Here is a 15321-nt window from a genome sequence, read left to right as displayed (position 1 = left end):
TACTTAAAAGGAGCTAACATGCGTACAGCTGTGATCAGTCACCCATATTGCCGTAAGCATAAGATGATAACTGAACATCCAGAATGTCCCGCTCGGTTAGATGCAATAGCTGATAGATTGTTGGCGTCAGGATTAGATATTGCTGTTGCACAAAAACAAGCACCTGCGGCAACGCTTGCACATATAGGCTTGGTGCATGATAGCGCGCTGATAGATAAAGTGTTGACGCAATTACCTACACAGGGTCTGAGTGAGTTAGATGGTGATACTTGGTTATGTCCGGATTCATTTAAAGCCATTGAGCGTGCTATTGGCGCTGGTCTTTTAGCTGTCGATGAAGTGTTGGCTGGTAATTTGGATGCCGCTTTTTGTAGTGTTCGCCCGCCAGGGCATCATGCTAACCAGCACACATCTGCTGGGTTTTGTGTATTTAACAATGTTGCGATAGCCGCTGCATATGCCAAACAGCAGGGAGTAGAGCGCGTTGCGATTCTGGATATAGATGTTCATCACGGTAATGGCACACAAGATATTTTTAAAGCAGATCCAAATGTATTATTTTGCTCTTTGTTTCAATATCCTTTTTACCCAAATACAGCGATTGAAAATACAGATACAGTGTTAAATTCACCACTGCCAATTGCCAGTGATGGTCATGATTTACGTGCTTTATTCACTCAACAATGGTTGCCGAAACTGATTGAATTCTCTCCTCAGCTCATTTTTATTAGCGCGGGTTTTGATGCGCATTTAGAAGATGAGATGGGTAGCTTGAAGTTTATCGAGTCAGATTATCAATGGTTCACAGAGCAAGTAGTGCAATTTGTTAATGATAGTCATGCACTTGGTATCATCTCTTATTTAGAAGGTGGGTATGATTTGTCAGCATTGGGGCGCAGTGCTGTCACGCATATTAAAGCGTTGGTTAATGGTTGAGTCAAAATAGAGAGATTACGAAATACTTTTTAACAAAGGGAAAGCCTGAGAGGGTGAAGTTAAAAGTATTTTTTCAACGCAGCACTGACCTTCGTTAATAAGTGATTGCTGCACTAATCGGGTTAATGTGTCTAGGTTGATTGGGCTAACTAGTTGCTGTGATAAATTATAGCATTCGCCATTTTCGTATATCACAATTATATCTTTAAGTGTTTGTTTATCAATGTAATATAATGATGTTTTTAAGCATTCTTCATTGTAAATAAAGTCAATACTCCCTGGAAAGCATAATATTAAAGGGTAGGATTTTATTGTCATTTTTTGTTCTTAATCAAAGTATGAATGATGAGCAACATTATACTGGTTCGGATTGCTAAAAAGCGAGACTGAGCTTATGGAAACTGATAACCGTCAATTACAAATTAAAGATATATTTTCTAATCGGTTACTCTCTTGTGGGCGAGGCACACCTTTGGTTGATGCTGTAAAACTGATGAGAGCGGATAAAGTGAGTGCTATTTTTGTCACCGATAATGAGCGCATCGTTGGCATTTGGACGGAATCAGATAGTGTTAAATTGAATTTTGAGAATCCAACATTTTCTCTCACGCCGATAGGGGCATTGATGGCGTCGCCTGTGCACGACATTCGCATCAATAAAACCTTAGGAGAAGCGACAATCAAGTTTCACCAATTAGGGATAAGGCACCTTTTGGTGAAAGATGAAGATAATCAGGCCATAGGCGCGGTGTCTTTATCTGATATTGTGCGTAATCAGGGCTTAGATCACTACTTACACTTTCGATCGATCGCAGATCATTTTGAACGAAAAATTAGTGTACTAAAAAGCGATGACTGTATATCTGTCGCCATCAATGCAATGAAAGAAAAGCGTGATACTGCGGTGTTAGTGTTTAACGAAACATTAGCTGAATATGGCATTATTACACAACGCGATATCGCCTATATGGTGTTAAATCCTGACTGGCGAATGGTCTGTTGGCAACTAGCAAGTTACCCAATGTACTCTGTGACACCGGAAGACAGTTTGTTTGATGCCTACCGGTTAATGACATCTAAATCGATTCGGCACTTGGTTGTTAAAGATCCGAAAACAGAGTTAGTGATTGGATTGTTGGCACTTAAGAACGTTTTAACGGAAATTGAAACTGCTTATTGCAGTGAGCTTGAGAAGGTTTTAGCACAACGTGATGTTGCATTACAAAAATCAGAAAAGAACCTCTACTTAGCGAACCGCATCATTGATGCCTCATTAGATGGCATCATGATTACTCGATGTGATGGAGAGATCATTCAAGTAAACCCTGCATTTAGCATACTGACAGGTTATCAGGATTATGAAGTATTAGGTCAGAATCCGAGTTTGTTGAGTTCTGGGATACATGGTGCAGAGTATTACGAAAAAATGTGGATACAGCTTCATGATAAAGGAGTTTGGCAAGGTGAAATTTGTAACCGGAAAAAAAATGGCGATGTATATGTTGAATGGCTAACAATCATTGAGATCAAAGAGCCTTATAGCGAAGATGTTTTATATGCGGCGATTTTTAGTGATATTACCGAGCGTAAAAATGCAGAAGAAAAAATAGTAAGGTTGGCGTATTTTGATGAGCTAACGAGCTTACCAAATAGGCGTTTATTTCATGACCGCTTATCTATGGCGCTAGCCGGGGCACATCGAGATAAGCAAACGTTAGCGGTTATGTTTATTGATCTTGATCGTTTCAAAGAAGTAAATGATTCATTAGGGCACAGTGCTGGGGATCAATTATTGATCCAAGTCAGTGAACGTATAAAGAAAGAACTCAGAGAAGGGGATACTCTGGCACGTTTAGGGGGAGATGAGTTTGTTATTTTGCTCACAGAAGTGAGTGATATTGACAGTGTTGTCGAGTTTGCAAATAAGATTTTAGAACAGTTGAGTGTGCCATTTGAACTGGGGGAAATATGTGTTACTGCTACCGCATCTATCGGCGCTGCAATTTACCCCGAAGATGGGTTGGACAGTGAAGCGCTACTGAAACATGCTGATGTTGCTATGTACCGTTCAAAAGAAATTGGTCGAAACTCTTTTCAATTATATAGGGCCTCAATGAATGCACGTTCGTTGGAACGCTTATCAATGCTTAGCCGGTTCCAGAGCGGACTTGATAACAATGAGTTTGAATTATATTTTCAACCATTGCAATGCTTAACAAGTAACAGGATCAGCAGTGTAGAGTGTTTACTGCGTTGGCATGATCCTAACTTGGGTATGATCTCACCAGCGCAGTTTATTCCGCTTGCCGAAGAGTTGGGCCTTATCATACAGTTGGATAAATGGGTGATTAATCGAGCATGTGAGCAAATGGCGTTTTGGCGATATCAGGGGGTAGATATTCGACGTATTGCAATCAATGTTTCCGCACAGCATTTGTGTCAAGGGGACCTTACAATGACAGTTGCACATGCGTTAAATAAGCATAGTTTAAACGGTCGTTACGTGGAACTTGAGCTGACAGAGAGCAGCTTTATTAGCAACTTACATGATGCCAAAGCAGAGTTAAAAAAACTGAAAAATTTGGGGGTATCAATTGCTTTAGATGACTTTGGAACAGGCTATTCGGCGTTAAGTTATCTGACCAAGCTACCAATAGATATCTTAAAAATTGATGCCAGTTTTATTGCAAAAATCCCCGATGAATATGGCAATAGTGAAATTGTAAGCGCGATCATTGCGATGGCGAAAGCACTGAATTTACATGTTGTTGCAGAAGGAGTAGAAAAGCCAGAGCAACGTCAATTTCTACAAAAACTGGGTTGTCATACACTACAAGGCTTCTTGTTTTGTAAGCCTCTGGCTGCGACTAATTGGATTAATTTTTATAATTGCGCAAAGTTGACTTCATAAGAGGTGAACTTTCGAATATTGATCACCCCAGTGTCAAAGATTAAGTACTGTCCTTTGATCCCTTGTAACGTCCCACTGACCTCGGGGTTTTTGTCAAAGTTGAATGAGCTCACTTTTTTTGGGTATACGTCAACAGGAAATGAGAGATCTACGACCTCTTCGTCGAGCAATTCAATGGCGGTTGCACCAAACAACTCGGCAAGTTCACTGAGCTTTTTCTGGATTTGTGGAATTAACTGTTCCGCTGCAGCTTTGAGATCGGCATCAACACTAATGCCTTTGAGCATGTTGCGCCAATTTGTTTTGTCCGCAATGAACTCTGCAAGTGCAACTTCTACCAGTCCTGATTGTAATCGGGTTTGTACTTTAAAAATAGGGAGTGCTTGTGTTGCGCCTTGATCTATCCAACGAGTAGGGATCTGGGTGTGTCGAGTAATACCCACTTTTAAACCTGATGTGTTGGCCAAATATACATAGTGAGGAGTGAAACAATTGTTTTCGCCCCACTCAGGCTCTCGGCAGGTTCCCTGATCATAATGACAAGTTTCAGGCTTCATGATACACATGTCACAACTTGCGAGCTTTTTCATACATACAAAGCAATGCCCCTGAGAATAGCTCTTTTTGGTTTTTTTACCGCAGTTGCTACAAAATATATTGCCTGTGTGAGTTAATGTAATATGCTTGCCGATAAACGGGTTAAGATCTATTAGTGCATCACCAACAGGTAATTGATACTGAATAGGATCAGTGAGTTGTGCTTTTAACTTGCTCAAGGTACCTTGCATCTTTACGCCCCTAAAGATGTTATAAAAAAGCAATATTATCAAAGCACAGGAGGGAGGGCCAACTTTCAGTTAGTTATTATCGGAGCCAGTGTGAAAATGCATTAGCTAACATCTTCACACTTGTATATATCAATATTTTGCAGCTTCATCAGGATTAGGTAATGAAGATTGAATAAACTCGCGCAATTCTTGATTTGATTTTTTAAGGTCGGCACGACGTAAGTACATCATATGCCCTGAACGATACCCTTTAAAACTTAATCTATCCCGCATTTTTCCACTGGGGTCTAGTTGCCAAAGAGTGTATTTAGCATCAAAATAATTAGTAGCGCCATCATAATAGCCAGCTTGAATCATCACATTCAAGTAAGGGTTTTGAGCCATCGCTAATCTAAGTTGTTCACCTGTTTCATTATTACTGCGGTCCCAAGGGTAGACATCTCCAAACATATTATATTTAACGTCAGTTTTATAATTGAGCTCTTCTCTTAAGTAATAATTAATGGCTGGTGTAAATGAATGCAACCACGATGTCAGCTCTGGCCAATAGTCTGGACTGTCACCAGCATCTCGTTTATCAATACCTAAATAGCGCGAATCTAATCGGCCTAAGGTAAATCCTTTGCTCCTTAATAACTCTTTCCAAAAAGCGTCAGTGGGGATGTCTAGGTTATTTTGTGCTACGAACTTTTCAGATAGGCCACTGTATTTGGCTACCTGTGCAATGGTGCTTGTTTTCTCTTTGGTACCAATAAAAGCGCCTTTGGCCAAAGCTGGTAAATATTGATTAATAGTATAAGTCTCTACCTCAGCTAATACTTCTAATAAATCTTTATTTTGTAAGCTGGGCTCCAATGCTTTGTGATACCACGCGGCTGCGGCAAAATACGGTAGGCGGTTAGCGGTTTTCATGGGGCCTTCGCGTTTGATGCCAATGTCAGTTGGTGATACTAAAACGACGCCATTAATATACATCCATTGTTGATTTTGTAATGCATGAGCTAACCCAGAAACACGGGTTGTGCCATAGCTTTCACCAATGAGAAATTTAGGTGAGCGAAAACGATTATGACGAGTGACAAAGGTGTTTAACCATTCACTGAGGTATTTAATGTCAGCATTGACCCCAAAAAACCATTTTTTCTGGTCCGCTTTGCTGGGCATAGTGCCATCTTTATTGGGGAGTACGCGAGAGTATCCGGTGTTGACTGGGTTTACGAACACAATATCTGCAACATCCAGCACTGAAAAAGGGTTGTCTTGTAAGCCATATGGCTGCACTGGGTACCCTTCATTATCTATTTTTAGAACTCTTGGCCCTGTATAAGCGATGTGCATCCAAACAGATGCAGAGCCCGGCCCGCCGTTGAATGAAATTAATAGCGGGCGTTTACTGTCATCTTTTACCTTGTCTTTTTTGTAGTAGGTATAATGTAATGTTGCAATGGGATGACCTTGTGTATTCCACACTGGCTGGGTGCCAGTGTTAACCGTATAATTTATTTTTTGATTATTAATAGTCGCTTTATGTTTAGTAATAATATGGCTATCAACATCAATAGCTCTGCTATTTTCAGTGGCTGATGCCACTGTGCTAATAAAGGTGACGATAAGCACCAATGCTTTAATGAGTTTCATATCAGTCCTACTTTTCACAATTGATCTATTAAATAAGGTTTGGGCCATTATTGCAAAGGATTTGAGTTTAATGGTGTGCTCAATGAGATTGTTGTAAGTAATAAAATAAGACTAGTTAAAAATGCTCAATTGATTGTAGTTTGTAACGTATTTGTGGTTTTTTTTGTAACAAAAATCGCGTATATTTACGACTTAATTATGTCGTATTAAAGTATTTATTTTCTTAAATTCTTGATCCGTTAAGTTTCTCTTAGTAGTAATAGAGCCTCATTCCCATGCAAAGAGTGTTAATTGTTGAAGACAGTAAAGTGGTGCAGCAAGTTCTGCGTCATTTGGCCAGCCTATATTTAGAGGTTGAGATAGATTTTGCTTGGTCTTTAAAAGAAAGCCAAGAATATTTAAACCAACATCAATATACATTGGCGTTAGTGGATCTCACATTACCAGATGCGATGGATGGAGAGGTTGTTCAACTGACATTAAGACAAAATGTACCTACCGTGGTTTTAACGTCTAAAATTGACGAATATAGTCGCCAACAAATGCTAGAACTGGGTGTGGTTGATTATGTAATCAAAGATAACCGAGATTCATACCTTTACGCGGTTAAACTGGTTTCGCGCTTGTTACGTAATCAAGGATGCAAGGCGCTGGTCGCTGATGATTCAATGATCAGCCGGGCAGTTATGAGGCAGATGCTGGAAAAGCAACTGTTTACTGTACTCGAAGCTCAAGATGGTGAGCAAGCTTTGCATATGCTTAAAGAAGACTATGACATTAAGTTATTGCTTACTGATTATGCGATGCCAACGATGGATGGTTTTGAATTAGTGAAAGCTATTCGTAATAGCCGCGGACGTGATGAATTGGCCATAATCGGTTTATCAGGTGCGGGCAGTCATGGTCTCTCGGCTAAATTTATTAAATTTGGTGCTAATGATTTCTTAGCAAAACCTTTTATGAATGAAGAGTTTCATTGCCGCATTATGCAAACAATGGAGCAGCTAAATTTAATTGCTGAGATAAAAGAATATGCACACCGTGATTATTTAACTGGGCTTTATAACCGTCGGTTTTTTTGTCAACAAGCGGAAAAGTTATTTAAATCTAAACCTGAGCAATATATTTTAGCGTTACTTGATTTAGACTTATTTAAAAGTATTAATGATAAATATGGTCATGAGGGCGGAGATTCAGTTTTAACTCAAGTTGCAGACTTATTAAAAAGCGCATTTAACCATTGTACGGTGGCGCGAATTGGTGGAGAGGAGTTTGCTGTTGTTTTACCTGGGAATAATATGCAAGTTGCAGAGCAAGCGATGAATGATTTTCGTCATAGGTTGGCAAAAACAGAGTTTGACATTAATGATGAAACTCTATTTTGTACTGTCAGTATAGGTTTGGCTTTTTGTAATTATGGCTCATTAAGTCAAATTATGCGTGCTGCGGATAAAGCCTTGTATCAAGCCAAAGCCCAGCAGCGTAATTGTGTTGTAGTGAACAGTTAATCTGTACGCACCAGTTCAGCCCAGCTATCTTAATAATGCACCTTACTGGTGCATTTTTTATGCAATTCATATTCCCTCGATAGTTAACTTAATGAAATAAAAAACAAAAAATTATTGGCATGAAGGTTGGATTGTTGTCACTACAGGATAAGCCTGTCCTAAGGGGACTAACAATGAAAATGATAAGTGCAATAATAAAACCATTTAAATTGGATGAAGTACGAGAAGCGCTGGCAGATCTGGGGGTGGAAGGGATGACTGTCATTGATGTAAAAGGCTTTGGCCGACAGCGAGGACATACTGAGCTCTATCGAGGTGCTGAATATCAGGTTGATTTTATTCCTAAAATTAAACTAGAGATTGCAACACACAGCGAAAATACACAACGTGTTGTTGATGTACTTACACGGGCTGCTCATACAGGGAAAATAGGTGATGGAAAAATATTTGTATACGAACTAGATCAGATTGTGCGGATCCGTACTGGTGAATTAGACGAAGAAGCTATTTGAGGACCAAATTATGGAAAACGCAATTATAGAACTTAAATTTTCGCTAAATACATTTTACTTTTTAATTTCAGGGGTACTGGTGATGTGGATGGCTGCTGGCTTTGCCATGCTCGAAGCTGGCTTAGTCCGCTCTAAGAACACCACAGAGATCTTGACCAAGAATATTGCATTATATGCCATAGCATGCACCATGTTTTTATTGATTGGGTACAATATTATGTATGTCGGTAACACGGAGGGTGGGGTAGTGCCTAGCTTTGGTGCTTTAATTGGTGCTGCGAGCGCTGAAGCAGATCATGCTTTAGAGGCCGACTTCTTTTTTCAGGTGGTGTTTGTTGCGACCGCGATGTCTATTGTATCGGGTGCTGTTGCTGAACGTATGAAATTATGGGCATTTCTTGCATTTACGGTGGTGCTGACAGGCTTTATCTATCCTATTGAAGGCTATTGGACTTGGGGGGGAGGGTTTTTATCTAACTTAGGGTTCGTAGATTTTGCTGGCTCGGCTATTGTTCATGGAGCCGGAGCAGCAGCTGCATTAGCGGGGGTATTATTGTTAGGCGCAAGAAAAGGTAAATATGGTAAAAACGGTGAGATTTACCCTATACCGGGCTCAAATATGCCACTAGCAACATTGGGTACCTTTATTTTATGGATGGGTTGGTTTGGTTTTAATGGTGGCTCACAGTTATTCATCGCAGATAAAAATAATGCGATTGCGGTTAGCCAAATTTTGCTTAATACAAATGCAGCTGCTGCAACTGGCGCGATTGCAGCACTACTAGTGTGTAAGGCATTATGGCGAAAAGCGGACCTAACGATGGTGTTAAATGGTGCCTTGGCAGGTTTGGTTGTTATTACCGCCGAGCCAGCATCGCCGACCCCTTTACTGGCTTGTCTGTTAGGCGCATTGGGTGGTTCATTAGTGGTATTCAGTATTGTGTTTTTAGATAAGGCGAAAGTAGACGACCCAGTTGGTGCAATATCAGTTCATGGTACATGTGGCATGTTAGGTATTATGTTAGTTCCTCTTTCTAATTCAGATGCGACGTTTGGAATTCAGTTTATTGGCTTAATAAGTATTTTAGGGTTTGTATTTATTGTGTCGTATTTAGTATGGGCTTTACTAAAGAGCACGATAGGAATTCGTGTTGGAGAGGAAGAAGAAATCAATGGAATGGATCAGCATGACTGTGGTATTGACGCCTACCCAGAGTTTGTGAGTGTTCGCTCACAGTAACTTGCATCACGATATCTCAAGATAACGGGCCTTTTAGGCCCGTAGTATCTTTCAGGTCAGGTTAATCTGAGGTACTCTAGGCTTATCCACTATTTAACGCTCCCTCTAGTACGGTAGGCATGGCAGACAAAAGCGCGGGTTCTAAAAAAAGTACTGATAAAACAGTTAAACCACCTAGTAAAAGAAATGTAAAAACGACAAAAGCAAAGCCCCGAAAAAAAGCGGCAAAAATGCCCTCTAAACTCTCAACATTACAGCGTATTAAACAGCGCATTTTGAAAACAATCTGGAATCTATTTTGGAAAGGCAGTTTGGCGTGTATTGTGATGGTTGCGTTTTATGTCGTGTATTTAGATGCCAAGATTACACGTCAGTTCGAGGGGAACAAATGGCAATTGCCGGTGCAAGTTTATGCGCGTTCAATGACGTTTTATCCCGACCAATACTTATCAGAGGACGAAGTTTTATGGGAGTTAAAGCGCCTTAACTATTCGCATGTTAATCGACTCAATCGAACTGGGCAGTATGTGCAGCAAGGCCGCACGATTAAAGTACATCGACGAACGTTTAACTTCCATGATGGTGCTGAGCAAGCACAAATATTTACTTTAAACTTTGCAGGTAAAAAGCTTGCGAGTATTGTTGGTCAAGATGGTCGTAGAGTGAAATCGGCCAGATTAGAGCCAGTTCAAATAGCACGCATTGGTAATGAAAGTAATCAAGATCGAGAGTTTGTTCCTTTAGATAAGTTCCCAAATATATTGAAGCAAGCATTACTTGTAGTCGAAGACCGAGACTTTTATGAGCATCACGGTGTGTCATTGTGGTCTATTATGCGGGCATTTTATACCAATATTAAAGTTGGCCGGACGGTACAAGGGGGCAGTACGTTAACGCAGCAGTTAGCTAAAAATTTTTACTTAACTCGAGAGCGCTCGATAGTCCGCAAAATCAATGAGGCTTTTATTGCGCTGATCTTAGATTATCGCTACAGCAAAGATGAAATTTTAGAGGCGTATTTAAATGAAGTATATTTAGGTCAAGCATATAACCAAGGCGTTCATGGTATGGGGTTGGCGGCGGAGTTTTACTTTGCTAAACCAGTGGATGAACTTGAGTTTGATCAAATAGCCTTATTGATTGCGATGGTGAAAGGACCTTCATATTATAATCCAAGACGTTACCCTGAAAGGGTTCGAGAACGTAGAGATTTAGTGCTGCGTTTGCTGGTTGAATCAGGCCATATCACGACAAATGAATTTCGAGCGGCACTCGCCAGGCCAATAAAGATTCAATCATTAAAAAATAGTTTGCACAAAAGCTACCCTGGTTATTTAGAGTTAGTGGATCGAGAGCTCAAAAGGTTACTTCCAAACCAAGAAATTATTCATGCTGGAGTGCGGATCTTTACTTATTTTGATCTACAAAAACAAACCGCAATGGAAGATGCTATTCGTGAAGGTTTGCCTTATTTAGAGCGACGTTTTAAAACAAAGCAACTTGAAACGGCTATGGTGGCAGTTAATGTAGAGAAGGGCGGTGTATCAGCTCTTGCTGCGGGTCGAGACGTGCGTTTTAGTGGCTTTAATCGGGTTTTAGACACTAAACGAAATATTGGTTCGCTGGTGAAGCCTGCTGTCTACTTAACGGCATTAGAACAACCCCAGTACAACTTAGGTACCTTATTAGAGGATGCGCCATTACAAGTCACAGATGAAGCCGGGGATACGTGGACACCTGAGAATTTCGATCATAAATTTCGTGGTAGTATGCCGCTGTTTAGAGCATTTAGTCGTAGTATCAATATCCCCGTTGTTAATTTAGGACTTGATATTGGCGTTCATAATGTGGCGAACTCACTTACAAAACTCGGCTTTGAAGGTCATGTTAGCCGGTATCCGTCTTTGCTATTGGGTGCCCTAGAGTTATCAAGCTTTGATGTAGCACAAATATATAGCACGCTTGCCCGTAATGGCGAATATAGCAAGTTAACCAGTATCTCGGCGATGACGAATGCATTAGGTAAAGTGATTTATGAACATCAAGTAGATGCCGAGAAACGTTTTTCTGATGATGCGAGTTATATGACGAAGTATGGTCTGAAGAGAGTAACAAAAGATGGCACGGCTCGACGCCTCAACGCGCATTTTCCTTCCATTCAACTTGCAGGGAAAACAGGTACAAGCAATGACTTGCGAGACAGTTGGTTTGCTGGATTTGACCATAATACAGTGACAGTGACGTGGTTAGGCCGAGATGATAACCGACCAACGGGTTTAACGGGAGCCAGTGGTGCACTTGAATTGTATATACGTTATTTAAAACCGCTTAACCCACAAGCCATTGCTGACAATCGACCAAGTGATATACGTTGGGCTTTTGTCAATGAACAGACAGGGAAACAAGCACCGCCAAGTTGTGGGAAAGTCATTCAGTTACCGGTGCGAGTGAGTGAATTTGAGCCAAGACCTAAGTGTTAGCTCTGTTGGGCTAAATAAATGTGCTTATGTTTTAAATTGGCTCATAGCACTTTGCAAGTGAGTTGCCATGGTCGATAATTTGTGTGCGCCATCTTGTGTTGCTTCTGCAGAAGTAAGTGTATGCTCCGCTAAGCTACTAATTTCACTAGAATCAGCAAGCGCTTGTTGGGTCGCGTTGGATTGTTGTTTAACTAGATCAGAAATTAAATGACCTTGTTTATCTATATCTATCATGCTCTGTTCCGCAGCTTGCAGGACTTGATTAGTTTGGTTAGCAGCGCTCACACCAAGTTCCATTTTTTCAACACTGTTGCGCATTTTACTTTGCGTGTCGTTAGAAGCACTTTGTAGGGAGCTAATAATGCTGTGGATCTCTTCAGTTTGTTGTTGTGTTCGCTTGGCAAGTGTACGCACCTCATCAGCGACAACTGCAAATCCACGGCCTTGTTCACCTGCTCGTGCTGCTTCAATGGCTGCATTCAATGCCAGTAAATTTGTTTGCTCAGCTATTTCGCTAATTGCAGCGCTGACTTTACTAATGTTTTGACTATCTTGTGCGAGCTTATCGAGTGCTCCGCGACTTTCTTCAAACTCTTGTTGTAGTTCAGTCATATGTTGCGCTAATTCAGTCGTATTCTTTGTCCCTTGTTTGACATGTTGGGCTGCGGTTGAGGCTAATTCAGTTGCATGTAGTGCCGATGTTTCAACAGAATCAGCAGAGTGCGCCATTTCACTTAGTGCTCCGTGAATTGTTTGGATCTTATTTTGCTGTTGGTCCACATCATCACGGGTATCTTGACTGATTTGGCTTAGCTGATTTGTGGCTGTATGTAAATCACTGCTGGTAGTATTAACATCTTCTAGTATATGTACAAACGCATCAATCACTTTATTGTATTGTTCTACGATGATAGACATTTCATCTTTACCATGAGCTGTTGCTTTCGCGCTTAAATCACCATTGGCTGCTCTGGCTGCTGTGTGGGAAAAATTAGAAATGCTATCGGAAACAGCAAAATAAAAACCAAGCATTAAGTAAACAGCCATTAATAAGCTAACTAGCGCAGCAACAGCAACGGTGTTTCGTATCATTCGCTGTTGATCGAGCTTGTGCGTGAGTAATTCTTTTAACTGAGGTGTTGCTGAGTTAACGAGTGAGCTGACATCATCAAGAACGGTTTGATGAAAGCGCCTAAACTGATTTTGAGATAATTGTAAATCATCTGGTTCTAGGAGTTTATCTGTCACAGCGGCTTTATATTCATCTAAGCTTTTCTCAAGAGCATCAATATGTCGTTGTAATATTGTTCTTGTACTTGGCATAGCTCGCAGTGCAACTTGTAATTTACTTTGTAATTGTTCATTAAAGGTGGGGAGCCCTTTATTGAGATTCGATAGTGCAATAAAACTATCAGGAGTGAATCGTCCTGCGCTGATGACTTTGTTTGCTTGCTCTGCTACTGCATTAATTTGTGACAGTAATCGAGGCGTTGATTCAACTAAAGTTCTATTTATATACGAGCGAGTTAAATTATCATCAATTGCCAATTTTGACTGGATTGATACGAGCTCTAAAACCGATGAATTTTCTTGAGCTGCAATTTTAAAGCCAGCCGCAGTAGCAACGCGTCGGTTATTTTCAGTACGCTCTTGCATTATATTTGAGAGTAATTTGGGGTAAATGCTTAAACCATGTTGTTGTTCTTTACTGACCCGAATTGAGTCTGACAATATATTTGTCAAAAAGAATAGGCTTAAACTCAATGGAACCAGCAAAATACCGAAAACTAAGCTAATTTTTGTTTTATATTTTAATTGCGCCATAAATTGTGTTGCAGGCGCGCTGAGCGTTCTTAATCCTTGCATATTGTTCACTTTTGAATGTTAAAAATATTCGAGAATAGTAGACCGTGTAAATGTTTATATTAGTTCAAAATAAAGTAAGTAGACATAAAAAAAGCCCTAATGGGCTTTAATTTAGTGATTTATTACGACTTTAACTCATGCACAGTTAGAGTTTTGCAAATACGCGTTCAGCTGCTGAAATGGTATTTTTAATATCTTCATCTGAATGCATTGTACTTACAAAGCCAGCTTCAAACGCTGAAGGTGCTAAATACACGCCTTCTTCAAGCATTAGATGAAAGAACTGTTTAAAACGCTCTAGATCACACTGTGTCGCTTGTTGATAGCTCGTGACAGTTTCCGAATCGGTAAAGAAAAAGCCATACATACCACCTGCAAAGTTTGTTGTGAGTGGAATACCAGCGGCATCAGCAGCTTGCTGAAAACCCTCGCATAACGCTTTACTTTTCGCTTCTAGCTCGTCATGCAAGCCATCTACAGATAATAGCTCCAGCGCTTTTAGACCCGCAGCCATCGCGATAGGGTTACCAGACAACGTACCGGCTTGATACACGGGGCCGACTGGGGCAATATAATCCATAATTGCCTGTTTACCACCAAAAGCACCTACTGGCATACCGCCACCAATCACTTTTCCTAGGCAAGTTAAATCAGGCTGGATGTTGTAATATGCTTGCGCACCCCCGAGTGCGACACGGAACCCGGTCATAACTTCATCAAAGATCAATACCGCACCGTGGGTATCACATACCTCACGTAAGCCTTCTAAAAAGCCAGCTTGTGGTGGAATGCAGTTCATATTACCTGCGACAGGCTCCACAATGATACACGCGATTTCATCTTTATATTCAGAAAAAATGGCTTTTACTTCTTCTAAATCATTAAAAGAGACCGTAAGTGTATGTTTAGCAAAGTCCTCAGGTATACCTGGTGAATTGGGTACTCCCATTGTCAAAGCGCCAGATCCAGCCTTAACAAGTAAAGAATCTGCGTGGCCATGATAGCAACCTTCAAACTTTAAGATTTTATCACGTTGTGTGTACCCTCTAGCAAGGCGGATCGCACTCATGGTAGCTTCGGTACCAGAACTTACCATACGAACTTTTTCAATAGACGGTACAAGCGCTTTTACTTTTTCGGCCATGAGTATTTCGGTTTCAGTCGGCGCACCATAACTTAAACCGTTTTCGACCGCTTCCAGTACTGAGCGTTTAATTTCAGGGTGGTTGTGTCCCAAAATCATGGGTCCCCATGAACCAACGTAATCGATGTAACGATTACCGTCAGCATCAAATGTAAACGGGCCTTCGGCTTTGGTAATAAATAAAGGCGTACCACCTACGCCATTAAATGCACGCACAGGTGAATTTACACCGCCAGGAATAGAAGCTTGTGCACGGGAAAATAAATCTTGGCTAATGGTCATTTTTAGTTCCTATTAT

General features: G+C 40.6%; 11 protein-coding genes. 6 read left to right on the top strand and 5 right to left on the bottom strand.

Annotated features, from left to right (window positions below; translation table 11 throughout):
- The first annotated feature begins 18 nt into the window (after positions 1–18).
- The gene (locus tag PAUR_RS16190) at positions 19–936 is read left to right on the top strand and encodes a histone deacetylase family protein (RefSeq protein ID WP_192508788.1); all 918 of its coding nucleotides are present in this window, start codon (positions 19–21) and stop codon (positions 934–936) included.
- A gap of 15 nt (positions 937–951) precedes the next feature.
- Here PAUR_RS16190 and PAUR_RS24000 read toward each other — a convergent pair whose 3' ends face one another.
- On the bottom strand, positions 952–1254 hold the full coding sequence (locus PAUR_RS24000) for a DUF4144 family protein (protein ID WP_192508787.1): 303 nt from the start codon (positions 1252–1254) through the stop codon (positions 952–954).
- 76 nt (positions 1255–1330) lie between these two features.
- On the opposite strand from PAUR_RS24000, the gene PAUR_RS16180 reads away from it, so the two are divergent.
- A complete protein-coding gene (locus PAUR_RS16180; protein WP_192508786.1) occupies positions 1331–3847 on the top strand; it encodes an EAL domain-containing protein in 2517 nt (838 codons plus the stop codon).
- Here the strand turns inward: PAUR_RS16180 and PAUR_RS16175 are convergent.
- Both PAUR_RS16175 and PAUR_RS16170 read right to left on the bottom strand, forming a co-directional pair.
- Positions 3820–4635 carry a DUF2797 domain-containing protein gene (locus tag PAUR_RS16175; protein ID WP_192508785.1) on the bottom strand — a complete coding sequence of 272 codons (816 nt, stop codon included), beginning with the start codon at positions 4633–4635 and terminating at the stop codon, positions 3820–3822. The genes PAUR_RS16180 and PAUR_RS16175 overlap by 28 nt on opposite strands.
- A 129-nt stretch (positions 4636–4764) precedes the next feature.
- Positions 4765–6273, bottom strand: a complete 1509-nt coding sequence (locus PAUR_RS16170; protein WP_192508784.1) for a S10 family peptidase — start codon at positions 6271–6273, stop codon at positions 4765–4767.
- Positions 6274–6548: 275 nt separating this feature from the next.
- Between PAUR_RS16170 and PAUR_RS16165 the strand changes: the two genes are divergently transcribed.
- From PAUR_RS16165 to mrcB, 4 genes are all read left to right on the top strand, one after another.
- The gene (locus tag PAUR_RS16165) at positions 6549–7781 is read left to right on the top strand and encodes a GGDEF domain-containing response regulator (protein WP_192508783.1); all 1233 of its coding nucleotides are present in this window, start codon (positions 6549–6551) and stop codon (positions 7779–7781) included.
- Between the two features lie 173 nt (positions 7782–7954).
- Positions 7955–8293, top strand: a complete 339-nt coding sequence (locus PAUR_RS16160) for a P-II family nitrogen regulator (protein ID WP_192508782.1) — start codon at positions 7955–7957, stop codon at positions 8291–8293.
- Positions 8294–8303: 10 nt separating this feature from the next.
- Entirely contained in the window at positions 8304–9533 is a 1230-nt protein-coding gene (locus tag PAUR_RS16155) for an ammonium transporter (RefSeq protein ID WP_192508781.1), read from the top strand.
- A gap of 119 nt (positions 9534–9652) precedes the next feature.
- On the top strand, positions 9653–12013 hold the full coding sequence (gene mrcB, locus PAUR_RS16150; protein WP_192508780.1) for a penicillin-binding protein 1B: 2361 nt from the start codon (positions 9653–9655) through the stop codon (positions 12011–12013).
- Between the two features lie 24 nt (positions 12014–12037).
- On the opposite strand, the gene PAUR_RS16145 is transcribed toward mrcB, so the two are convergent.
- On the bottom strand, positions 12038–13879 hold the full coding sequence (locus PAUR_RS16145; protein ID WP_192508779.1) for a methyl-accepting chemotaxis protein: 1842 nt from the start codon (positions 13877–13879) through the stop codon (positions 12038–12040).
- 145 nt (positions 13880–14024) lie between these two features.
- Positions 14025–15305 carry a glutamate-1-semialdehyde 2,1-aminomutase gene (hemL, locus tag PAUR_RS16140; protein ID WP_192508778.1) on the bottom strand — a complete coding sequence of 427 codons (1281 nt, stop codon included), beginning with the start codon at positions 15303–15305 and terminating at the stop codon, positions 14025–14027.
- Positions 15306–15321: the final 16 nt, after the last annotated feature.

It is taken from the genome of Pseudoalteromonas aurantia 208 (assembly GCF_014858725.1).
Classification (GTDB): Bacteria; Pseudomonadota; Gammaproteobacteria; order Enterobacterales; family Alteromonadaceae; genus Pseudoalteromonas; species Pseudoalteromonas aurantia.
This window is presented reverse-complemented; position numbering and strand designations above follow the sequence as displayed.